This window comes from Streptomyces sp. NPDC001920, from assembly GCF_053594495.1.
Window position 1 is genome coordinate 76,680 of sequence record NZ_JBSFEP010000010.1, and the last position, 21,946, is coordinate 98,625.

The following is a 21,946-nucleotide window of genomic DNA, read 5'->3' on the forward strand; positions in this document are numbered from 1 at the left end:
CGGGCCACTGACAAGGGGGGTCGCTCGGGACGTTGTGGGGGTGGTGGTCGGGTGGGGGCGGGCTATGGCTACGGCTCCTCCCGCCACCCGTCCCACTCGCCCGCGAACTCGTCGAGCTCACCCGGGTCGAGCCGTCCGGCCTCGTCCCGCAGCACGACCAGCCACTGCGCGTCCTCCGCGTCGTCCTCCCCGGCCAACGCGTCCCGCACCAGCCGCGGCTCCTCATCGACCCCGAACCGCTCCCCGAGCGCTTCCGCGACCTCCTGCGCCGCGTCACGATCAGGTAGCACCAGCACATGTCTCACATCGCTCACGGAGCAATTCTCGGGCACCGCGGGAACCCACCCTCGCCGGGCTCCTGCCGTCGGCAGCCGCCCGCCGTTCCCACTCCCCCGAGTCAGTCGCCCCGACCGGGCCTTCGCACCGTCGGCACCCGGTCCAGCTCGATCCCGAACCGCTCCCGGTACACCTCCAGCACCTCCTCGTCGGTGTCCAACTCCCGCTCCGCACGCGCCCCGTCGGCCGCCGTCGTCTTGAACGTGCGCCCGCTGAGCGTGATCCGCCCGCCGTCCTGCGTCACCCGTGAGCACACCAGCGACTGAGTGAAGTGCGAGCTCGGCGAGGTGCTGTGCCACCACGCCCCGGCCGCGAAGTCGCCGAGCACCCGAGGCCGCCGCTCCAGTCGGTACTCCGGTCGGCCGGACATGACGACCTCCAGATCCGCGGCCTCCGCCAGGTCGTACCCGCCGCGCGCGCCGGCGGCGTCCGGCCCGGCTTCGACGATCCGGAACACGCCCGCCGGGTCCTCCTGCTCGCCCCGCGCCTCGAACGCCAGCGGATAGTGGCTGTGCGCCCCGAACCCGACGTCCGCCAGCCATGTCCCGCCGTCCACCGTCCGCACCTTCAGCGCCATGTGGTCGTACGGAATCCCGAGCCGCCCCTCCTTCCCGTGCACCCGCGCCGCGAGCAGCGTCACATCGAAGCCCAGCGCGGTGAGCAACGTCCCGAACGCCCCGTTGAGTTCGTAGCAGAACCCGCCTCTCGCCGCCCCCACCACCTTGTCCAGCAGCCGCTTCTCCTCCAGGACGATCTCCTCGCCGAGGTGGATGGCCAGGTTCTCGAAGGGCACGGTCTGCAGATGGCGCAGATGCAGCTCGCGCAGCACGTCCACGGTGGGCCACGCCGGGTACTCGACACCCAGGCGACGGAGATAGGCATCAGCCTCTACGGAGTCCATGCCCTCAGTCTCCCGCCACCCGCAGCGCCCCGCCCCTACCGGCCACCGCCAGGGCCCCGTCCTCGTCCGTCCGCAGCACCAGCGCCCCCTGCTCCCGTAGCGCCGCGACGGTGCTGGGAGCGGGATGGCCGTACGGGTTGTCCTCACCGCAGCTGATCAACGCCAGCCGCGGCGCCGCCCTGCGTATCAGCTCCGGGTCCTGGTACGCCGAGCCGTGATGGGCGACCTTGAGCACATCCACTCCGCCCAGCAGGGCCCCCGCCGGTGATCTCGACAACGCCCGCTGAGCCGGAGGTTCCAGATCCCCGAGCAGCAGGAGCCGCAGGCCGGCCGAACGGACGAGCAAGGTGACACTGGCGTCGTTCGGACCCTCCGGGGCCATCGCCGGGTGCGCGGGCGGCCAGAGCACCTGCCAGCTCAGCGCTCCGGCGCGTCGCTCCTCCCCGGCGGCCGCCCGTGTGACGGGAACCCCCCGGGCGGCCGCCTCCCTGCGGACGAACCCCACCTGGTCCACGGGCTCCTCGTGCCCCGTCGTCTCGATCGCGCCCACCTCACGTCCCCACAGCACACCGGGCAGGCCCGCGACATGGTCGGCGTGGAAGTGGGTCAGCACGACAAGCGGAATCCTGGTGATGCCGAGCGTGCGCAGACACCGGTCGACCAGCGTCGGATCCGGGCCGGCGTCCACGACGACGCCCGTCCCCTCACCCGCCGCGAGTACCGTCGCATCGCCCTGTCCCACGTCACACATCGCGAACCGCCACCCGGGCGGCGGCCACCCCGTCACCACCCTGGTCAACGGCGGTGGCTGCACGACCACCAGCAAAAGCACCGCCCCGCAGACCCCGCACCACCAGGGATGCCGCAGCAGTCGGCGGCCGGTGGCCAGGACGACCAGCGTGGCGAGGGCGAGCAGCGCCGCCCCGGACCAGTTGCCGGGCCAGTCCACGCCTGCCCCGGGCAGTGCGGCGCCGGTCCGGGCCACGTCCGCGATCCAGCCGGTCGGCCAACTGGCGCACCACGCCAGGGCCTTCGCCAACGGCATCGCGAAGGGCGCGGCCGCCAGTGCCGCGAAACCGAGCACGGTGGCCGGTGCGATCGCGAACTCGGCGAGCAGATTGCACGGCACCGCCACCAGGCTCACCCGGGCCGACAGCACGGCGACGACCGGCGCGCACAGCGCCTGCGCGGCAGCCGCGGCCGCCAGCGCCTCGGCTGCTCTCGGCGGCACCCCTCGCCCGCGCAGCGCCGCGCTCCAACGGGGAGCGAGCGTGAGCAGGGCGCCCGTCGCCAGGACGGAGAGCAGGAAGCCGTAGCTGCGGGCGAGCCATGGGTCGTACAGCACCAGGAGCAGTACGGCCGTCGCCAGTGCCGGGATCAGTGATCTGCGGCGTCCGGTCGCCAGCGCGAGCAGCGCGACGGCTCCGCAGGCCGCAGCCCGCAGAACGCTCGGGTCCGGCCGGCACACCACGACGAACGCCAGGGTGAGCGCTCCGCCGAGCAGCGCCGTCGAGCGAAGGGAGATGCCCAGGCGGGGTGCGAGACCGCGGCGCTCGACCAGTTGGGCCAGGCCGGGCGGGCCGATGAGCAGGGCCAGGATGATCGTGAGGTTGCTTCCGGAGACGGCCAGCGTGTGCGCGAGATCGGTCTCCTTGAACGCCTCGTCCAGCTCCGGGGTGATCCGTGAGGTGTCGCCCACGACCAGGCCCGGCAGCAGCGCCCGCGCGTCCGCGGGAAGCCCGTCGGTCGCCTCCCGCAGCCCGGCCCGCAACCGCCCCGCCAGCCGCTGTGCCGCCGACGGCTCCCCCACGACGCGCGGTGCCGACGCGCCGCGCACCCGCAACACCGCCGCGATCCGGTCCCCGTCCGCCGACGCGGGCGCCAGCCGGGCGGTCACGCGCAGCCGCGTGGACGGCAGCAGTCGCAGCCAGGGCGAACGCCGGTCGCCCGAGGAGCGCGGCGGGTCGTCACCGTCCGAGGCGGTGGGTTCCTTCTCGGTGCCGTAGGTCTTCGGTCCACCGTCACCGCCGTCGAGGACACCCGGTCCCCCGTCGACGATCATCAGCACAGGTGCTCGTGTCTCCACGGCCGTGCCGTCCGTCCGCTCGACGCGTCGGGCGTCCGCGTGGATCAGGACGGAGGTCGGTGCCCTGTGATTTCCCGTGACCCGGGGCCGGGTGAGGCGGGGATCGGCGGTGACCTCGACCTCGGCGGTCACGGTGGCGTACTCCTGCGCCAGCCCCGGCACAGGGCCACGCCGCAGGTCGGCCCCGTGCAGTCCGGCGGAGACGGCGGCCGCGGCGACGCAGAGCAGCACGGCGGCGGCCGCGGGGCGCCACCGGCTGACGTGCACGCGCCCGCCAGGTCGGCCGTCACGTCCCGCGCCTCGCGGTGACAGGAGAAGTACGCCGGCCACGGCCAGGCCCGCGACCGCCGTACCGACAACCCACAGCGGTGGGGCGTCCAGTGTCAGCGCCGCCGTTGCCCAGGCGGCGAGGGCGGGCGGTACGAGCCGGAGGTCCGCCGGTCCTTCCTGGCGGGGGTGGGAGACGCCGAGCCGTCCGCCCGACGAGGCGTGCACGGCGGCGGGGGCCGGCGTGAGGTCGGGTGGGCGGGTGTCGAGCCCTTCGGCCGTACCGGGTTCCGAGTCCGTCGGGGCCGTGCCGGACGGGGGCCTCATGGCCGTACCAGGTTGCGCAGATCGGCGAAGCGGCGGTCGCCGATGCCGTTGACCTCGCGCAGTTCGTCCACCGAGCGGAAGCCGCCGTTCCGGGTGCGGTGGTCGATGATGTGCTGGGCCAGCACCGGGCCGACGCCCGGGAGGGTGTCGAGCTGGTCGGCGGTGGCTGTGTTGAGGGAGACCGGCCCGGCGGGCGCCGCACCGGGGACGGCCGCGCCTCCCGGGCCCGGCGCTGCTCCGGCAGCGGCAGCCGGACCGCCCACGATCACCTGCTCGCCGTCCACCAGGAACCGGGCCCGGTTCAGGCCGTCGGTCTTCGTGCCGGGGCGCACACCGCCGGCCGCGCGAAGGGCGTCGACGACACGGGACCCTGCCGGCAGCCGATGGATCCCCGGCTCGCGCACCTTGCCGCCGACGTCCACCACGATCTCCGGGGCGGCCGTGCCCCCGGCCTCTGACGGACCGGCCGCCGAGGCGTCCGCCATGGGTTCCTCACCTGGATCGCCCTGCCCGTACGAGGCTGCCGCCCGCACCACCTCGGGCGCCCGCACGGGCTGCGTCCGGCCGGCCCAGAAGTGCTGCACGGCGAACCCGGCGCCGAGCACGAGCACCACGGTGAGCGCGACCAGGCTCCGCCGTTCCAGCCCGCACCGCGCCTGCAACCACAAGGGCATGCGCTCCCGCCAAGCCGGCCCGAACCGAGTCCGCCACGTCGGGGCGGCCACCTCACCGGACCTGCCATCGGCCCTGTCGGGGTCGGCACCGGATCCGCTGTCGTCACCGGCCCTGCCCATCGCGTCGGCTTCCGGGGGCCCGGCTCCCGACTCCTCCCATTCCCCGGGCCGTTCGGCGAAGAGCACCTCCGCCCTGCGCCTCAGCTCCTCCGCCGGCGCACGGCGCTGCTGGGCCCGCCCCCGAACCCGCGCGCGTCGTGGGTGGCGGGCGCGGACGTCGGACCGAGGGCCGCGCCCCGGCCCGCTGGTCGCCGTGATGATGCGTGTGCGTGATCGAAGTGCCATGCGACGAGGATCGGGCACACCGCGAGAGCCGCGATGATCTTGCTCAATTCCCGTGGATCACCACTCAGTTGTGGATATCGCCGCCACTCACACGAGTGACAAGCTTTCACCACGCCCCCAACCCACCGGGTGCGTCACCGAGGTGAGACCACGACTCCCAGCAATCCGGGGCCCGTGTGCGCCCCGATCACCGCCCCCACCTCACTCACATGCAGCTCGGCGAGCCCAGGCACCCGAGCCCGCAGCCGTTCCGCGAGCGCCGACGCCCGGTCGGGAGCCGCGAGATGGTGTACCGCGATGTCGACCTGCGCGCTGCCCGCCCGGTCGGCCGCGATCTCCTCCAGACGGGCGATCGCCTTGGACGCCGTCCGTACCTTCTCCAGAGGGCCGATCCGGCCGCCCTCCAGCTGCAACAGCGGCTTCACCGCGAGCGCGGAGCCCAGCAGGGCCTGCGCGGCCCCGATACGGCCCCCGCGGCGCAGATAGTCGAGGGTGTCGACGTAGAAATAGGCGGCCGTGGCCCCGGCTCTCTTCTCCGCGGCCGTGACGGCGTCGTCCACCGTACCGCCCGTCTCCGCCGCCTCGGCCGCGGCGAGGGCGCAGAACCCGAGGGCCATCGCGACCATGCCGGTGTCCACCACCCGGACCGGCACGGGCGCCTCGCGCGCCGCGACGACCGCCGCGTCGTAGGTGCCGGACAGCTCGGCGGACAGGTGCAGCGAGACGATGCCGGCGGCTCCGGACTCGGCGACCTTGCGGTAGTGCTCCGCGAAGACCTCGGGGCTGGGGCGTGAGGTGGTGACGGGGCGTCGCTTCTGCAATGCCTGGGCGAGGGAACGGGTGGAGATCTCGGTGCCCTCGTCCAGGGCCTTGTCGCCCAGGACCACCGTCAGGGGTACCGCGGTGATGCCGTGACGCTCCATCGTCCGCGGCGGCAGGTAGGCCGTTGAATCGGTGACGATCGCGACATGGCGGGACATGAGCTGGAGGTTACCTGGCGTAGCGCCCGGGCGGCAGCCCGACCCCGCTCTGCATGCAATGCCTTGACCCCGTCGACGCGCGGGCGCCCGGGGTCAAGTCGTGCTCTCCGGGCGGGTCTTCTTCTGCCACGGGTATGTCGGGCGGGGCCCGGAAGGAGCGATGGCGGGCCGCGCAGGATCCTCGGACCGCTGGGTCCGAGAGCTGTCGGGCCAGGTCTGCTCGTCCGTCGAGTCGACTTCGGATGCCGGTGCCTTGGGCCATGGCGGCGGCGCCGAGGACGAACGTTCCGACGCCGACGGTGTCGACGACGAGGGCTGCGCCGCCCGCTCCGAGGGCTCCGTGGGCTGCCAGTGCCGCAGAGCGCCGGTCTCCACGTCGATCTGCGCGCTGAGGGTGTCCAGGTCGTCGTCGGCGAAGCGGCGGGCACGGTCGCGGGCCGCCCAGCGCAGCGAGTCCGCCGACTCGACGATGCGCTCGGTGCGTTCACGCAGCCCGGGCAGGCGCTCGGTGAGCGTCGTGCGGTCCGGCTCGGACTCCAGGCGCCGCAGCTCGGAGTCCAGTTCGTGCCCGTGCGCGCTGAGGCGTTCGAAGAGGCCGAGGGACTCCTTGAGGGACTCGTCCTCGCTCACGCCCGCCTGCAGCGCCTCCTGAGTGGCCCGCATCGACGTGCGCAGCTTCAACCGCAGCTGGGCGAGCTCGCCGAGCGGGCCCGGCTGCGCGAAGGACTTCGCCCGCAAGGTGTGATGCTCGACCGTGCGCCGGGCATGCGTGATGGTCTCGTCCACGCGGCGCTTCGCGGCACCGACCACCTTCACCGTGGCGTACGCGCCGAGCACCACGAAGAGTACGAAGAGCAGGGCCACGACTGCGATCGCTGCTTCCACGAACTCCTCCTCCGGCCGGTCGCGACACACATCGCGTCACACTCTTCAACGGTAAACGCAACGGGCAGGCCCTGAGTTCCTTCAGAACCCCGAACCTGCCCGTAGGGGATCACCCCGAGCCGAGATCACCTGGAGCCGACCTCACGCCGAGCCCGAGGGCCCTCCGGGCCGGCGACCGCCCTCACGGCGGCCCCGACCGGGCCGATCTCCCCGCCGAACCGCCGAACCGCCGAACCGCCGAAGACCTACGCCGGAACGATGTTCACCAGCTTCGGCGCCCGCACGATCACCTTCCGGATCCCGGCCCCGTCCAGCGCCGCCACGACCTTCTCGTCGGACAGCGCGACCTTCTCCAGCTCCTCCTCGGAGATGGCCGGCGAGACCTCCAGGCGGGCCTTGACCTTGCCCTTGATCTGCACGACACAGGTCACGGTCTCGTCGACCACGTACGCCGGGTCGGCCACCGGGAAGTCCTGGTGCACCACGGAGTCCTCGTGGCCCAGCTTGCGCCACAGCTCCTCGGCGATGTGCGGGGCCAGCGGCGCGACCATCAGCACCAGGGCCTCGGCGACGGAGCGCGGCACGGCGCCACCCGCCTTGGTCAGGTGATTGTTCAGCTCGGTGACCTTGGCGATGGCGGTGTTGAACCGCAGGCCCTCCAGGTCGCCGCGCACCCCGTCGATGGCCTTGTGCAGGGCCCGCAGCGTGCCCTCGTCGGGCTCCGCGTCCACGACGGTGACCTCGCCGGTCGTCTCGTCGACGACGTTGCGCCACAGCCGCTGCAGCAGCCGGAACTGGCCGACCACCGCGCGCGTGTCCCACGGACGGGACACGTCCAGCGGCCCCATCGCCATCTCGTACAGACGCAGCGTGTCCGCTCCGTACTCGGCGCAGATCTCGTCCGGGGTGACCGCGTTCTTCAGGGACTTGCCCATCTTGCCCAGCAGGCGGGAGACCTTCTCGCCCTGGTAGTAGTACGCGCCGTCGCGCTCCTCCACCTCGGCGGCGGGCACCGCGATGCCACGGCTGTCGCGGTAGACGTAGGCCTGGATCATGCCCTGGTTGAACAGCTTGTGGAACGGCTCGGCGGACGAGACGTGACCCAGGTCGAACAGGACCTTGGACCAGAAGCGCGCGTACAGCAGGTGCAGCACGGCGTGCTCGGCGCCGCCGACGTACAGGTCGACACCGCCGTGCGGCCGGCCCTCGCGCGGACCCATCCAGTACTGCTCGATCTCCGGGTCGACCAGCTGCTCGCTGTTGTGCGGGTCCAGGTAACGCAGCTCGTACCAGCAGGAACCGGCCCAGTTGGGCATGGTGTTGGTCTCACGCCGGTACGCGCGCGGACCACGGCCGTCGCCCAGGTCCAGCGTGACGTTGACCCACTCCTCGTTGCGCGACAGCGGCGTCTCGGGCTGGGTGTCGGCGTCGTCCGGGTCGAAGGTGCGCGGGCTGTAGTCCTCGACCTCGGGCAGCTCCAGCGGCAGCATCGACTCGGGCAGCGCGTGGGCGATGCCCTCCTCGTCGTAGACGATCGGGAAGGGCTCGCCCCAGTAGCGCTGGCGGCTGAACAGCCAGTCACGCAGCCGGAAGTTGACCGTGCCCTCACCGATGCCCTTGGACTCCAGCCACTCGGTGATGCGCGCCTTGGCCTCGGCGATGCCCAGGCCGTCCAGGGAGATGTCGTCGTTGGCGGAGTTGACGATCTTCGCCTCGTACGACGCGAAGGCGTCCTCCCACGTCGAGGTGTCCGTGCCCCGGCCGTCGGTCGGCTCGACGATGCAGGGGATCGGCAGTTCGAAGGCGCGCGCGAACTCGAAGTCGCGCTGGTCGCCCGCCGGGACGGCCATGATCGCGCCGGTGCCGTAGCCCATCAGGACGTAGTCGGCGATGAAGACCGGGATCCGCTCGCCGTTGACCGGGTTGGTCGCGTACACGCCGATGAAGACGCCGGTCTTGTCCTTGGCCTCGGCCTGGCGCTCGACGTCCGACTTGGAGGCGGCCTGCGCGCGGTAGGCGGCGACGGCCTCGGCGGGGGTCGCGTGGCCGCCGGTCCACACGTCGTGGGTGCCCTCGGGCCAGGCGTCCGGGGTGAACTTCTCCACCAGCGGATGCTCGGGGGCCAGCACCATGTAGCTCGCGCCGAACAGGGTGTCCGGGCGGGTGGTGAAGACGGTGATGCGCTCACCGTCGATCGGGAAATCGACGCGGGCGCCCTCGGAGCGGCCGATCCAGTTGCGCTGCTGCAGCTTGATCGCCTCGGGCCAGTCCAGCTCCTCCAGGTCCTCCAGCAGCCGGTCGGCGTAGGCGGTGATGCGCATGTTCCACTGGCGCAGCTTGGCCTTGAAGACCGGGTAGTTGCCGCGCTCGGAGCGGCCCTCGGCGGTGACCTCCTCGTTGGCCAGCACGGTGCCCAGACCGGGGCACCAGTTGACCGGCGCGTCGGAGGCGTAGGCCAGGCGGTACTCGCCCAGGACGTCGGCGCGCTCGGTGGCGCTCAGCTCGCTCCACGCGCGCGTGCCGCCGTCGACGCCGGGCACGGCTCGCTCGCCCGACTCGAACTGCGCCACCAGCTCCGAGATCGGCCGGGCCTTCTTCGCCTCGTCGTCGTACCAGGAGTTGAAGATCTGCAGGAAGATCCACTGGGTCCACTTGTAGTAGTCCGGGTCGATCGTGGCGAACGACCGGCGCTTGTCGTGGCCCAGACCCAGCCGCCGCAGCTGGGCCCGCATGTTGACGATGTTGGCCTCGGTGGAGATGCGGGGGTGCGTCCCGGTCTGCACGGCGTACTGCTCGGCGGGCAGGCCGAAGGCGTCGAAGCCCAGGGTGTGCAGGACGTTGTGGCCGGTCATGCGCTGGTAGCGCGCGAAGACGTCGGTGGCGATGTAGCCCAGGGGGTGACCGACGTGCAGGCCCGCACCGGAGGGGTACGGGAACATGTCCATGATGAACTTCTTGGGCTTGGCGACCCGCTCCGGCTCGCCCGCCAGGTCACCCTCAGGGTTCGGCGCCGCGTAGGTGCCGTCGGCGTCCCAGAAGTCCTGCCAGCGTGCCTCGATGTCGGCTGCCATGGCGGCCGTGTAGCGGTGCGGCGCGACCACCTCGGCGGTGGCAGCGGGGTTCGTCTCGCTCATGATCCTCAAAGCTCCATCGATCGTCTCTGCCAGCGGCTGCGATTCCTGAGAAACGAAAAATCCCCTCGCACAGGAGGGGACGCCGCGCCGATTCCGACCATCCGATTCGCCCGGTGGTCGGGACTGATCAGCGCGGCTCGCTAAGCAGAAGGCGTACGGCACGCATGGCGTCAGGGTACCGCAGCGCCGGAGCGGGCCGCGACGATCGTCCGGCCGGGGCGCGAGGGCGCTTGAGGAGGGAGCACGTGAACAACGGCGCCCCCTTTTCCGTACCTGAGAGTTGTGAAGAGACCGAAAAGCTGAACTAAGTTCAACTATTACCTGGCGTAACAGCCACTAAGGGACATCGAGTGACCCGCTCGACCCGTAGACGACAACGCAATGACTCAAACGCCGTACCCGTCGGTATGGAGCCACTTAGAGTGCGGCAGCGGGACCGCTTTCCCGAACCGTTCGGAGTTGCCCCCATGAACCCTCGTCCTCACAGCAGCTCGCCGCCCAGGCCCTGCCTGTCGATTTCAGGGACGGCGGTAGCCGCAGCGCTGCCGTCCATACCCGCCTCTGTGTCGACGGGAGGCGCGTCGTGACGACGGAACCGTTCGACCCGGATGACGGCACCATGGACGACGCGTTCCTGGAGTTCCTCAACTTCGGCGCCGGCGTCCTGTCGCTCGTCTGCCTCACCTGCTCGGTGATCTGGGGACTCGTCGCCCAGGACCGGATGATCCTCAACACCCGGCAGCGGATCATCGCGCAGGCCATCCACCGGGTGACCGCGGTCGCCTCGATCGCCTTCCTCCTGGTGCACATCATCACGAAGCTGGCGCTGGAGCACACCAGCTGGATCGCCGCGATCATCCCCTTCGGGCTCCTCGTCTCGGGCGGCGACCAGTTCGCCGGCACCGCGTTCCTGATCGGCCTCGGCACCCTGGCCGGAATGCTCATGATCTTCGTCGGCATCACCGGAGCGCTGCGCAACCGCTTCGCCTCCCCCGCGCCGGTGGCCGCCCGCTGGCGGGCGATGCACATGCTGGCCTACCCCGCCTGGTGCGCGGCGCTGATCCACGGGCTGTTCGCCGGCCGGCCGGCGAAGACGTTCTTCATGGTCTGCTACGAGCTGTGCGTCGTCGGCGTCGCGGCCGCCCTCGCCCTGCGCGCGGCGCCGCGCCCGTTCAAGCGCAAGGTCGCCGACCGGATCACCCGGCTCATCGGCAACGGAGAGCCCGCGGGCCGCGAGGAGCTGGACGCGAGCAGGGCCCGGTCCGCCGAGTCCGGGCTGCCGGGCTACGAGGGCGGGGGGAGGCGGTCCAGGCGGGCCGAGCGGATGGACTCCGAGCCCCCGGCGAGGCCCTCGACGGACCCCCTGTACCAGGCTCCCGCGTCCCCCGCGCAGGAGTCCGCTTCCGGTTTCGCGGCCGCCTACCGGGCGGTCTCCGGCCCCTCCCGCGCCCGGCAGTCCTACGGCTCCGACCAGACCTCCGGCACGAGCCTCCCCCTGGACATGCAGCCGACCGAGGCGATCCCGCGCGTCGACAGCGGCGGCAGCACGTCCGGCAACTGGCCCATCCCGTCGCCACCGCCCGTCGGCGAGGCACCCCCGTCGTCCTACGACCCGCTCAACGACACGGGATACAGCATCCCGGTCTATGGCAATCCGGGCGCCTCGGGCTACGGCTCAAGTGATGTGTACGACACCGCTGAGACGAACGCCGTCTTCGGTACGTACAACCAGAACGACACGTACAACAACAGCGGTCCCGCCACTGAAACACTGCCCGGTGCCTCCTACGACTTCGACGCACCGGGTTCGGGCGAACCTTGGAACACGCCTTCCGGAGGCTTTAAGTGAACGAGGCCCTGCCCGACGTACCCGAAGTCCGCGTGGTCGGCCTTCCCCAGCTCACGTCGGGCTTCGACCTTGTGGAGCGACTCGACCTGCCCATGCATCTGAAGGTGCACGGGCCGCTCGAACCGATGGGCGGCGAGCAGTTGGCCAAGCTCGCCGAGAACATCAACCTGAAGGGCCGCGGCGGCGCGGGATTCCCCTTCCACAAGAAGCTGCGCTCGGTCGCCGAGTCCGCGATCAAGCGCGGCGTCCGGCCGGTCGTCGTGGTCAACGGCAGCGAGGACGAGCCGGCCTGCCGCAAGGACACGGTGATGATCAACCGTGCCCCGCATCTCATCCTGGACGGCGCCCTGCTGTGCGCCGAGGCCCTGGGTGCCCGCACGCTCGTGGTGGGGGTCACCCGGGAATCGACCCAGCGCTCGATGGAGGCCGCCCTCGCCGAACGCGGGCTCAGCAACAGCCGGCGCTCCGCTCTACGCGCGTGGGTGCAGCGCAATCCCGTCCGCATGGTCACCGGCGCCGCCGCCTCCCTGATCCGCTCCATCGACGGCGGCCCGGCGATCCCGCCCGGCCGCAAGGTCAGCGCCTCGCAGAACGGCGTCGGCGGCGCACCCACGCTGCTGTCCAACGCCGAGACCTTCGCCCAGCTGGCCATCGCCGCCCGCATCGGCCCGGAGCGCTACGGCAACACCGGCCTGTACGACGAGCCGGGCACCGTCATGCTCACGGTGTCCGGCGCGGTCGCGCGCCCCATGGTCATCGAGGTCCCCACCGGCGTGCCGCTGCGCTACGTCCTCCAGCTGGCCGGGGCCCCACCCGTCCCGCAGGGCGTGCTGACCGGCGGCTACCACGGCAAGTGGATCGACGCAGCGACGGTCAACGAGGCGATCGTCTCGCGCAACTCGCTGGACGCCGTGGGCGGCGCCCTGGGCGCCGGCGCGATCCTGCCGATCACTCAGGAGACCTGCCCGCTGGGCGAGTCGCTGCGGGTGGCGCAGTGGCTGGCCGAGGAGAGCGCGGGCCAGTGCGGCCCCTGCTACCTCGGTCTGCCGGCCGCCGCGCGCGGCATGGAGGACATCCTCAACGGCGGCGGTCCCGCCGCTCTGGAGGCGCTCAAGCAGGTCGCGAAGAACGTCAAGCGGCGCGGCGCCTGCTCGCACCCGGACGGCTCCGCGATGTTCCTGGAGTCGACCATCAAGGCGTTCACCGACGACCTCGCGGCCCACGTCCTCGGCAACGGCTGCGGACGCCCCGTGGAGGGCGTTCTGCCGCTCTTCGAGGGCGGCAAGGCGCCTACGGGCATCCCGGGCGGGGAGTCGGAGGAGAACGGCCCCAGCCGCCAGAAGATCTACGTCGACTGGACACTGTGCCGCGGCCACGGCCTGTGCGCCGACATCCTCCCGGAGGTCTTCCAGCTGGGCGCCGACGGGTTCCCGACGGTCGCCCAGGCGAAGGTGCCGCGCTACGCGGAGGCCAAGGCCCTGCGCGCGGTGCGCCGTTGCCCCGCTCTGGCACTGCGCATCGAGGAGGACACGCGCGGACAGGACTCGTCCCGCAACAACCTTCCGGTCCTCTCGCAGGGCCGCGGCAGGCGCGCCCTGGGACGCGGCAACTGAGCACGCGCGCGTGAAGGGGCCGTCCGGGATCGGGCGGCCCCTTTTCAACGCCCCCTGCTGACAACGTCCCTGGAGGCAGGCGCCTTGAGGAGACGGCCCCTCAGGACCGCGATCCCGGCAAACGAAAGATCCCGCGGGATCTGTCCGATCCGGCGGGATCTTGCTGTGGAGCTAAGGAGAATTGAACTCCTGACCTCCTGCATGCCATGCAGGCGCTCTACCAACTGAGCTATAGCCCCTTGCTTTGGTCCGCCCGGTTTCCCCGGCGGCGACGCCAACATTACCGGGCGACGGCCCCAGCACCAAATCCATTGCGACCCGCCCCACCGCGGCGCTGACGTCGGCCTCCGTCCCGCCGGCCGGCCCGCGTTCCCGGGTGCTCGCACGCCTGGTCCGAGGCAGCGTGAACGGCGTCGAAACGGCGTCCAGTTGCCGCCTGCCGCCCTCCAGTGCCGCGCTCAGGCCGTGACGAAGGAATAGAAGCGCTTGAGCGTGCAGTGCTCTTCGAGGAGGCGGCCGTAGATCGGTTCACCCTCGAGTTCACGGTAGGTCTCGATCGGGTCGCCTTTTATGATCAGCGCCCGCGCGCATTCCTCGCACCAGTACTGGTAGTCGGGGTTCACCGGTTCCATGTCGCGGACGATCGGCGTTCCGCTGCCGCACCAGTCGCACTTTCGCCTGTGTGCACCCATCGATCAGCTCCAGCTGTGGCCGCAGGCCGTGCACACGTAGGAAATCCCGCCGTTGTCGCCAAGGAGCTGGGCGATGTGGACGGAGCCGCAGGAAGGGCAGCTGAGCCGGGTGATCGTATCCCGTGTCAACGCTGCGTCGAAGAGGTGACCGACCTCCCCGAGGATGCTCGCAGGCATCACCACTCCCTCCCGTCGGGTCGCGCCCCCTTCCGGCCGTTTGATTCTGCCACGGCCGGACCAATACGGTCAGCGACGCCTCAGTACCAGTCCGGACACAGCGGCCTGCGCGACCGTACGGACCGCGCGACTCGCACCCCGAAGCGCCTCATGAGAGGTATACGCCTGGCGGGGCCAAGTGACTCAAGCCGAACCGGAACAGTTCGCCGCGGAGCCGTGCCGCGCGCGAACCGGAGGTACGGTCCCGGCCGTTGATCCGGGCGTCCGCCGTGGATACCAGAAGATCCCGCCGATCACTGTGATCGGCGGGATCTTGTTGTCTCGCTGTGGAGCTAAGGAGAATTGAACTCCTGACCTCCTGCATGCCATGCAGGCGCTCTACCAACTGAGCTATAGCCCCTTGCGTTCCCTCCCCGGCGGGGCGAACAAGAAGAACTTTAGCCTGCGACCTGCCAGAAAGTGAAATCCGGGTCCCGGGTCGCCCCGACCGGGACCCGGCGTCAGTCGTCGTCGCCGAGCACCGGCTCCGGCAGGGTGCCGGCGTTGTGCTCCAGCAGGCGCCAGCCGCGGGCTCCCTCGCCCAGGACGGACCAGCAGCAGTTGGACAGCCCGCCGAGGCTCTCCCAGTACCGGGCCTCCAGGCCGATGAGACGGCCGATGGTCGTGCGGATGGTGCCGCCGTGGCTGACGACGACGAGCGTGCCGTCGTCGGGCAGCTTCTCGGCGTGCCGGAGCACGACGGGCGCGGCGCGGTCGGCGACCTCGGTCTCCAGCTCGCCGCCACCGCGGCGCACCGGCTCACCGCGCTTCCAGGCGGCGTACTCCTCGCCGTACTGCGCGATGATCTCCTCGTGCGTCAGGCCCTGCCAGACGCCCGCGTAGGTCTCGCGCAGGCTCTCGTCGTGGGTCACGTCGAGGCCCGTGAGGGTGGCGAGCTCGGCGGCCGTGTGGGCGGCCCGCTGGAGGTCGGAGGCGATGATCGCGTCGGGCCTGAGGCCCGCGAGCAGCCGGGCCGCGCGGCGGGCCTGGGCGAGGCCCGTCTCCGTGAGGGCGACGTCGGTCGTGCCCTGGAAGCGGCGCTCGACGTTCCAGGAGGTCTGGCCGTGCCGCCAGAGGATGACGCGGCGGCCCCGGCCGGGCTTGGCCGTCTCGCTGAGGGAGGTCACCGCCACTCACCGCCCAGCTCGGCCTCCTCCTCGGCGGCCTGCAGCTTGGCGTGCTCCTCTGCCTTGCCGCGGGTGGCCTTGGCGTCGTCGGGCAGCTCCAGCTCGGGGCAGTCCTTCCACAGCCGCTCCAGGGCGTAGAAGACGCGCTCCTCACTGTGCTGGACGTGCACGACGATGTCGACGTAGTCGAGCAGCACCCAGCGGGCCTCGCGGTCACCCTCGCGGCGCACCGGCTTGGCGCCGAGCTCCTTCAGGAGCCGCTCCTCGATCTCGTCGACGATCGACTTGACCTGGCGGTCGTTGGGTGCGGAGGCCAGCAGGAAGGCGTCCGTGATCGACAGCACGTCGCTGACGTCGTAGGCGATGATGTCGTGCGCGAGCTTGTCGGCGGCCGCCTGGGCGGCGGTGGTGACGAGCTGGAGGGAACGGTCGGTTGCGGTCACTACAAGGCTTTCGGTCGGCGGAGACTTGGCTTCGATAGACCCCAAGGGTCTCACGGACCGCCGACAGCACCCCACGTGATTATCGGCTCACGTGGGGTGCCCCGGGTCTCGCGCCTACGAGGACGAGGGTGTGTAGTCCCGGCCCAGGACCACCGTGACGTCCGCGTTCCCGGACACCTCGCCCTTGGTGACGGCGCCGGCGGACAGGCCCAGGGTCTTGGCGACCTCGGTGGCGTTCTCCTTGTCGGCGGCGTCGGTGTAGACGACCCGGGAGGTGGCCGCGGTGGCGGCGGAGCCGCCCTCCAGGAAGGTGAAGCCGCCGTTGAGCAGCACCACCCGGGCCTTGTCGGTGTTGTCCCTCACACCGCTGGCGTTGCGGACGGACACGCGCACGGCCGCGTCCTTGTCGGGGCTCTTGGCGGTGCCGCCGAGCACGTCCTTGACGACTGCGGCGCTCGCCCGGGCGCTCAGCGTGCCGTCGGTCTGGACGGGCAGCACGGTCGTCCTGTAGTCGCCGCCCTTGGCGAGGTCGGCGAGCCTGGCGAGGAAGGCGCCGAGGTCCTTGTCGGTCAGCGGCGGCTCGATGATCATGCCGAGCGTCTGCACGGTGACGGTCGCGCCCTGGGTGTCCGAGGTCATCTTGCGCAGCACGGCCTGCATGACCTGCCCGAACCGCTTCAGCTGGGCGTTCTGCGCCTCGCCCGGGCGCTGGTACGTGGCGTAGGCGACGGCCGTCTTGCCGCTGAGGGTCTGGGCCTCGCCCTTGCGGACGAGGGGTGCGGCGCCCTTGGACTTGGCGTCCGGGTCGGGCACGTCGGTGTCGGTGTCGACCTCGATGTTGCCGACGAGGTCGACGAGGTTCTGCAGGTAGGGGGTGTCCAGGCGCCAGGTGCCCTGGATCTCGGTGCCGAGGACGGTGTCGATGGCGTCGCGGGTCCCGGAGGAGCCGTCGTCGTCGACCGACTTGGCGAGGGTGGTCGTGTTGCCGTCGTCGCCGGTCAGGGCGAGCGAGTTGGGCAGCAGCACGGTGGTGCCCTGCTTGGTGGTGGTGTTGTCGACGAGCAGCGCGGTGGAGGTGCCGCCCTTGCCGGTGTTGTGCAGGTGGACGACGATCACGTCCCGCTTCTGGGCGCTCACGGGTGTGCCGGTGCCCGTCCTGTCGTCCGACGAGGACAGGCCGGGCAGCTTCCCCGCGTACCAGAGGTAGCCGACGCCGCCGACCGCGGCGAGCGAGAGGACGACCACGAGGGCGATCACACGCGCGCGTGCCCGCCGCCTGGCCTCCTCACGGCGCTCGGTGCGGTTCTCGGTGAACTTCAGCCAGTCGATGACGTCCTCGGAGTCCTGGTCGGGCTCCTCGACGAAGGAGAACTGCTCGGTGTGGTACTCCGCTCCGCCCCGGTCCTGGCTCTGCGGTTCCTCGACCGGTCCGGCCTGCTGCGGGATGTAGGCGGTCTGCTCGGCGACGCGGTGCTGCTGTCCGCTGGTCGCGGTACGGCCGTACGGGTCGTACGGCGACGAGTGGGAGCCACCCTGCTGCTGGTGCGTGGTGCCGTACGCGTCGTAGGCGGGTGTGGGCGGCTGCGGACCGGTGTCACCGGATCCGTAGGGGTCGTACGGCTGCTGCTGCCCGCCGGTCGCGTACGGGTCGTAGCCGTAGCCCTGCTGTGGGTAGGGGTCGTACTGCTGCTGGGGCGTCTGCCGCTGCGGCACCTGCCGGTACACCGGCTGCCCGTACTCGTCGTAGCCGACGAGTTCGTACTGGTCGGCCCCGTACCCCGCGTCGTATCGGTCGTTCACCGTCGCCCCTCTCGGCTCACTCGCCTCATTCGCCGCGGTACAGCTCGCGCTTGTCGATGTAGCGCACGACTCCGTCCGGCACCAGATACCAGATGGGGTCTCCCTTTGCGACTCTCGCGCGGCAATCGGTGGACGAGATGGCCAGTGCGGGCACCTCGACCAGCGAGACGCCGCCCTCCGGGAGCCCGGCGTCGTCGAGATGGTGGCCGGGCCGGGTGACGCCGATGAAGTGCGCGAGGGAGAAGAGCTCCTCCGAGTCCCGCCAGGTCAGGATCTGGCCGAGGGCGTCGGCGCCGGTGATGAAGAAGAGGTCCGTGTCCGGATTGAGCGCGCGCAGGTCGCGCAGCGTGTCCACGGTGTAGGTCGGGCCGCCGCGGTCGATGTCGATGCGGCTGACGGAGAACTGCGGGTTCTCGGCGGTGGCGATGACCGTCATCAGATAGCGGTCCTCGGCCGGGGAGACGTGCCGGTGGCTCTTCTGCCACGGCTGGCCGGTCGGCACGAACACGACCTCGTCGAGGTGGAACTGCGCGGCGACCTCACTGGCCGCGACGAGGTGGCCGTGGTGGATCGGGTCGAACGTTCCGCCCATGACGCCGAGGCGGCGCTTGCCGGGGTTCGTCGGGCCGTTTCCGGGGCCGGTAGGCATGTCCTGCTCTCCCATGCGTGCAGACCCTACCGGCCCCGTCCGAAGGCTCCGGCCGCCGCTGTCGGGGCGGGCCGGGAAAGGGCTGGTCGGGACTCAGCGGTCGCGGTTGAAGCGGGTGGTGATCCACAGCAGGAGCATGAGGATGACGAAGGCGCCACCCCCGGTGAGCCACGGGCTGATGCTGTTGTGGTTGCCACCGTGCTCCTCGCCCTCGGCGGCGAGGGTGACCAACTGGGCAGCTGCGCTGTGGAAGCTCATCTTCGGCGTGACCTATCGGGTGTGGGCGGGATAAAGATGTCGGCTCATGGTAAGCGGGCGCCATGAGGGCGATCACGCCGACTCCACCGTCGGAGCACCCCCACCGGCCCGCGGGGAACCTTCCCCCGGACTCATTCGTCCTTCCGCCTGTAGCCCCGCAGCAGGAACCACGCGGTCAGCACACAGCCCACGACCATCACGATCAGCACGACCCGGAGCAGAATCCCGGCCCCCTGCTGCTCGGCCGCGCTCGCGGCCTCGGTGAGCCAGGCGGCTGCGGGGTTGTGCTCCATGGCGCGGAACTCCTTCGCTGTAGTGCCCGTCCACGGTAACTCCGCCTAGGCTGGGCTCTGCTTCGGGGGCGCAAAGGGCCGCACAAGGGTCCGCAAAGGGCCACACTCACGCACATGGGGGAAGACATGTCCGAAGGCCACGAGCACGTTCCGAGCAGGCAGCGCAGGCGTTTCCCGGGGATCTCCTCGCGGGCGTACGAACACCCGGCGGACCGCTCGGCCCTGGTGGCGCTGCGCAAGCTCAGCGGCTTCGACACGGTCTTCAAGGCGCTGAGCGGCCTGCTGCCCGAGCGCAGCCTCAGGCTGCTGTTCCTGTCCGACTCGGTGCGGGTGTCGGACCAGCAGTTCGCGCACCTCAACGACATGCTCCGGGACGCCTGCTACATCCTGGACCTGGAGAAGGTCCCGCCGATGTACGTGAACCAGGACCCGGTGCCGAACGCGATGTGCATCGGCCTGGACGAGCCGATCATCGTGGTCACGACCGGTCTGGTGGAGCTGCTCGACGAGGAGGAGATGCGGGCGGTGGTCGGCCACGAGGTGGGCCACGCCCTGTCCGGCCACTCGGTGTACCGCACGATCCTGCTGTTCCTGACGAGCCTGGCGGTCCGGGTCGCCTGGATCCCGCTGGGCAACATCGCGATCATGGCGATCGTGACGGCGCTGCGGGAGTGGTTCCGCAAGTCGGAGCTGTCGGCCGACCGGGCCGGCCTGCTGGTCGGCCAGGACCTCCAGTCCTCGATGCGCGGTCTGATGAAGCTCGCGGGCGGCCACCACCTGCACCAGATGAACGTGGACGCGTTCCTGAAGCAGGCGGAGGAGTACGAGGCGGGCGGCGACCTGCGCGACTCGGTACTGAAGATCCTCAACGTCCTGCCCCGCTCGCACCCCTTCACCACGGTCCGTGCGGCCGAACTGAAGAAGTGGTCGGAGTCCCGTGATTTCCAGCGGATCATGGACGGCCACTACCCGCGCCGCTCGGAGGACAAGGACACCTCGGTGACGGACTCCTTCCGCGAGTCGGCCTCGCACTACGCCACTCACGTGAAGTCGTCCAAGGACCCGCTGATGAAGCTGGTCACGGACATCGCCGGTGGCGCCGGCGACCTGGGCGACCGGGTGCGGCGCGGCTTCGGGGGTTTCACGAGCGCGCCTCCGCGGGACGAGCCTCGCCGCGACGACGGCGCTCCCGGCGAGCGCGGGGGCGACAGCTGACGGTGGCGCGCGTGCGGGGGCACGGCCCGGCTCACACCTTCGGCTGGGCCCCCTCGGCCAGCGTCCCGCACAGCGCCGTCGCTCCGCCCGTCGCGTAGGGGTCCGTCCCCGCCGGACCGCCCGTCCTGGCCGTCTGCCCCGCGAGCAGCGGGCGCAGCCGGTTGGTCGGGTCGTCCGCGCAGGACAGCGGGCCGGCCTGTACGTAGGACACCACCAGCTGCGCCTGGTGCAATCGCAGGTCGTCACGGTCGAAGCGGAAGTGCAGTTCGCGCCGGACGGTGAACAGCGACGCCTCGGAGGTCTTCGCCGCCTCGCCGGCCTTCTCCGTGCCGGCCGCCCGCAAGGCGTAGACGAAGGTGTGGTCGGCGGTGACCTCAAGCGTGGACGAGTCGCTCTCGGCGGCCGCCAGCGTTCCCTGGACGCGGATCTTCCGGTCGGCGAGCTCGGCCTGGGCGGGGTCGAAGCGCACCAGCCACCCGGTCGGGGCATGCCGTCCGTCCGCGGCCGGGTGGCCGAAGCTCTGGTCGAACTGATCGAGCTGGTCGGGTACGAGCAGCACCCGCACCGGACGGACCTGCTTCCCCATGAGCACCTCGGGATACAGCGCGGACCGCACGATGTAGTCCTTCGCGATGCTCAGCGCGTTCGTCACCTGGCTGTCCGAGAAGTGCGCGGTGCGCCGTGCGGCCGGCAGCGGGATGCCCTCCGCGCCGATCCGGAACTGCGCGGCGGGACTGTTCGCGTACAGCCGGCCGGTGTCGCTCGCCCCGGGGACCTTGCCCTGCGGGGCGAGCGGGATGACGGTCATCCGCAGGGGCTCGGCGGGCGGCCCGGAGTTCGCCGGGCCCTGGTAGGGGTGCCGTACACCCATGTAGATCGCCGTACCGAAGGCCACGGCGATCAACAGGACGAGGACCAGCGCCTGCCGGGACAGGCCCCGGCGCAGTGGTGGACGGCTGCGCACGGCGGGCGCGTGGTCGGCCAGGCGCTCCTGCGCGGAGAACTCCTGGAGGCGGGCAGCGCGGACGAACGACTCGTCGAAGACGACGGATCGGTATTCGTCCTCTCCACCTGCCGGGCCGCCCTCGGGTGTCCCCTCAGGTGGGTCTGCGGGCCCTCCCATATCTTCAGGGTAGGTCGCCGGAAGCTCGGGTAAACGCCCTGGTACACGACAACTTCTGACAGGTCCTCACCAGGTCGGTCGAACCGCTGTCAGCCATGCCGGGACCCTCCGTCGACCTCCCGGTCAGGGCGTGCGCGGGGTCGCCGGGACGGCCGACTGGGAGTATTCGGCGGAGGCCGAGGGGGTCGCTCCGCTGCCCTGCTCCAGCCCGGTGGACGCGGGCGGCGTGATCTGGTCCCGGCTGCTGGAGGAGGCTCCGCGGTAGACCGCCGCGAAAGCCAGCGCGACCATGCCGATCCCCATCACCAGGGCGAGCACCCAGGCGACGGGACGGTGCCAGCGGACCTGCTTGCCGTACGCCCCCGAGGCACCGTAGTGGTCGTCGAGGATGTCGGTGTCGTCCAGGTCGTCGAGTTCCGGATCATGGCCGAAACCGGTGCGGCCCTCGGAGCCGTACCCGTCGTCGTACCGCTCGCTGCGGCCGTGGGCCCGGCGCGCCTCCGCCTCGGAGGCCTCGGCTCTCGCCTGGGCGGCGGCCAGGAGGCGCTCGACGGCGGTCGGCTCGTGCACCACGGCCGCCCGTACGAAGGCCTCGTCGAAGACCACGGAGGCGAACTCTTCGTCCGACACCCCGCGGTCGTGGTCGTCGTCGGGCTCCCAGCCGTCAGGAAACGGCGTGCCCCCCACGTCCTCCGGCACGGCTCCAGAGTAGACCTGGGGGGTCAATTTGGGC

19 protein-coding genes and 2 tRNA genes are annotated in these 21,946 nt (G+C 71.3%); 3 read left to right on the plus strand and 18 right to left on the minus strand.

What is annotated here, in order from left to right; all coding sequences use genetic code 11:
- Positions 1–68 precede the first annotated feature (68 nt).
- From ACWCPI_RS18490 to leuS, 7 genes are all read right to left on the minus strand, one after another.
- On the minus strand, positions 69–314 hold the full coding sequence (locus ACWCPI_RS18490) for a hypothetical protein (protein WP_451039120.1): 246 nt from the start codon (positions 312–314) through the stop codon (positions 69–71).
- 83 nt (positions 315–397) lie between these two features.
- Positions 398–1,237, minus strand: a complete 840-nt coding sequence (locus tag ACWCPI_RS18495; RefSeq protein WP_451039121.1) for an arylamine N-acetyltransferase family protein — start codon at positions 1,235–1,237, stop codon at positions 398–400.
- A 4-nt stretch (positions 1,238–1,241) separates the two neighbouring features.
- The gene (locus tag ACWCPI_RS18500; RefSeq protein WP_451039122.1) at positions 1,242–3,917 is read right to left on the minus strand and encodes a ComEC/Rec2 family competence protein; all 2,676 of its coding nucleotides are present in this window, start codon (positions 3,915–3,917) and stop codon (positions 1,242–1,244) included.
- Positions 3,914–4,936, minus strand: coding sequence for a helix-hairpin-helix domain-containing protein (locus tag ACWCPI_RS18505; RefSeq protein WP_451039123.1), 1,023 nt, complete (start codon positions 4,934–4,936; stop codon positions 3,914–3,916). Before ACWCPI_RS18505 ends, ACWCPI_RS18500 begins: the two co-directional genes overlap by 4 nt.
- Before the next feature lie 134 nt (positions 4,937–5,070).
- A complete protein-coding gene (locus tag ACWCPI_RS18510) occupies positions 5,071–5,916 on the minus strand; it encodes a DegV family protein (RefSeq protein WP_451039124.1) in 846 nt (281 codons plus the stop codon).
- Between the two features lie 93 nt (positions 5,917–6,009).
- On the minus strand, positions 6,010–6,801 hold the full coding sequence (locus ACWCPI_RS18515; protein ID WP_451039125.1) for a hypothetical protein: 792 nt from the start codon (positions 6,799–6,801) through the stop codon (positions 6,010–6,012).
- A gap of 245 nt (positions 6,802–7,046) precedes the next feature.
- A complete protein-coding gene (gene leuS / locus ACWCPI_RS18520; RefSeq protein ID WP_451039126.1) occupies positions 7,047–9,935 on the minus strand; it encodes a leucine--tRNA ligase in 2,889 nt (962 codons plus the stop codon).
- Between the two features lie 619 nt (positions 9,936–10,554).
- Here leuS and ACWCPI_RS18525 point away from each other — a divergent pair.
- On the plus strand, positions 10,555–11,784 hold the full coding sequence (locus tag ACWCPI_RS18525) for a cytochrome b/b6 domain-containing protein (RefSeq protein ID WP_451039305.1): 1,230 nt from the start codon (positions 10,555–10,557) through the stop codon (positions 11,782–11,784).
- Entirely contained in the window at positions 11,781–13,397 is a 1,617-nt protein-coding gene (locus ACWCPI_RS18530; protein ID WP_451039127.1) for an NADH-ubiquinone oxidoreductase-F iron-sulfur binding region domain-containing protein, read from the plus strand. Before ACWCPI_RS18525 ends, ACWCPI_RS18530 begins: the two co-directional genes overlap by 4 nt.
- Positions 13,398–13,563: 166 nt before the next feature.
- Here the strand turns inward: ACWCPI_RS18530 and ACWCPI_RS18535 are convergent.
- From ACWCPI_RS18535 to ACWCPI_RS18575, 9 genes are all read right to left on the minus strand, one after another.
- Positions 13,564–13,636: transfer RNA gene (locus ACWCPI_RS18535), tRNA-Ala, on the minus strand.
- A 219-nt stretch (positions 13,637–13,855) separates the two neighbouring features.
- Positions 13,856–14,089: a hypothetical protein gene (locus ACWCPI_RS18540; RefSeq protein ID WP_003976229.1), complete on the minus strand. Its 234-nt coding sequence runs from the start codon at positions 14,087–14,089 to the stop codon at positions 13,856–13,858.
- 504 nt (positions 14,090–14,593) lie between these two features.
- Positions 14,594–14,666, minus strand: a tRNA-Ala gene (locus ACWCPI_RS18545).
- A 100-nt stretch (positions 14,667–14,766) separates the two neighbouring features.
- Complete coding sequence (locus tag ACWCPI_RS18550; RefSeq protein WP_451039128.1) at positions 14,767–15,438, minus strand: histidine phosphatase family protein; 672 nt, start codon at positions 15,436–15,438, stop codon at positions 14,767–14,769.
- The gene (rsfS, locus tag ACWCPI_RS18555) at positions 15,429–15,875 is read right to left on the minus strand and encodes a ribosome silencing factor (RefSeq protein ID WP_388799178.1); all 447 of its coding nucleotides are present in this window, start codon (positions 15,873–15,875) and stop codon (positions 15,429–15,431) included. Before rsfS ends, ACWCPI_RS18550 begins: the two co-directional genes overlap by 10 nt.
- Positions 15,876–15,989: 114 nt before the next feature.
- The gene (locus tag ACWCPI_RS18560) at positions 15,990–17,675 is read right to left on the minus strand and encodes an LCP family protein (protein WP_451039129.1); all 1,686 of its coding nucleotides are present in this window, start codon (positions 17,673–17,675) and stop codon (positions 15,990–15,992) included.
- A 25-nt stretch (positions 17,676–17,700) separates the two neighbouring features.
- The gene (nadD, locus tag ACWCPI_RS18565) at positions 17,701–18,339 is read right to left on the minus strand and encodes a nicotinate-nucleotide adenylyltransferase (protein ID WP_451039130.1); all 639 of its coding nucleotides are present in this window, start codon (positions 18,337–18,339) and stop codon (positions 17,701–17,703) included.
- A gap of 78 nt (positions 18,340–18,417) precedes the next feature.
- A complete protein-coding gene (locus ACWCPI_RS18570) occupies positions 18,418–18,582 on the minus strand; it encodes a hypothetical protein (RefSeq protein ID WP_388799187.1) in 165 nt (54 codons plus the stop codon).
- A 131-nt stretch (positions 18,583–18,713) separates the two neighbouring features.
- Entirely contained in the window at positions 18,714–18,875 is a 162-nt protein-coding gene (locus ACWCPI_RS18575; protein ID WP_451039131.1) for a hypothetical protein, read from the minus strand.
- A 114-nt stretch (positions 18,876–18,989) separates the two neighbouring features.
- Between ACWCPI_RS18575 and ACWCPI_RS18580 the strand changes: the two genes are divergently transcribed.
- Complete coding sequence (locus ACWCPI_RS18580) at positions 18,990–20,090, plus strand: M48 family metallopeptidase (protein WP_451039132.1); 1,101 nt, start codon at positions 18,990–18,992, stop codon at positions 20,088–20,090.
- Between the two features lie 31 nt (positions 20,091–20,121).
- Here the strand turns inward: ACWCPI_RS18580 and ACWCPI_RS18585 are convergent, their stop codons facing one another.
- Together ACWCPI_RS18585 and ACWCPI_RS18590 are read right to left on the minus strand one after the other, a co-directional pair.
- Positions 20,122–21,213, minus strand: coding sequence for an SCO2583 family membrane protein (locus ACWCPI_RS18585; RefSeq protein WP_451039133.1), 1,092 nt, complete (start codon positions 21,211–21,213; stop codon positions 20,122–20,124).
- A 123-nt stretch (positions 21,214–21,336) separates the two neighbouring features.
- Entirely contained in the window at positions 21,337–21,912 is a 576-nt protein-coding gene (locus tag ACWCPI_RS18590; protein ID WP_451039134.1) for an SCO2584 family spore wall biosynthesis protein, read from the minus strand.
- Positions 21,913–21,946: the final 34 nt, after the last annotated feature.

Coding starts and splice junctions, on each gene's coding strand:
- ACWCPI_RS18500 (WP_451039122.1), bottom strand. CDS start 3,917: ATGAGGCCCCCGTCCGGCACGGCCCCGACGGACTCGGAACCCGGTACG.
- ACWCPI_RS18585 (WP_451039133.1), bottom strand. CDS start 21,213: ATGGGAGGGCCCGCAGACCCACCTGAGGGGACACCCGAGGGCGGCCCG.
- ACWCPI_RS18495 (WP_451039121.1), bottom strand. CDS start 1,237: ATGGACTCCGTAGAGGCTGATGCCTATCTCCGTCGCCTGGGTGTCGAG.
- leuS (WP_451039126.1), bottom strand. CDS start 9,935: ATGAGCGAGACGAACCCCGCTGCCACCGCCGAGGTGGTCGCGCCGCAC.
- ACWCPI_RS18510 (WP_451039124.1), bottom strand. CDS start 5,916: ATGTCCCGCCATGTCGCGATCGTCACCGATTCAACGGCCTACCTGCCG.
- ACWCPI_RS18525 (WP_451039305.1), top strand. CDS start 10,555: ATGGACGACGCGTTCCTGGAGTTCCTCAACTTCGGCGCCGGCGTCCTG.
- nadD (WP_451039130.1), bottom strand. CDS start 18,339: ATGGGAGAGCAGGACATGCCTACCGGCCCCGGAAACGGCCCGACGAAC.
- ACWCPI_RS18570 (WP_388799187.1), bottom strand. CDS start 18,582: ATGAGCTTCCACAGCGCAGCTGCCCAGTTGGTCACCCTCGCCGCCGAG.
- ACWCPI_RS18505 (WP_451039123.1), bottom strand. CDS start 4,936: ATGGCACTTCGATCACGCACACGCATCATCACGGCGACCAGCGGGCCG.
- ACWCPI_RS18575 (WP_451039131.1), bottom strand. CDS start 18,875: ATGGAGCACAACCCCGCAGCCGCCTGGCTCACCGAGGCCGCGAGCGCG.
- ACWCPI_RS18580 (WP_451039132.1), top strand. CDS start 18,990: ATGGGGGAAGACATGTCCGAAGGCCACGAGCACGTTCCGAGCAGGCAG.
- ACWCPI_RS18540 (WP_003976229.1), bottom strand. CDS start 14,089: ATGGGTGCACACAGGCGAAAGTGCGACTGGTGCGGCAGCGGAACGCCG.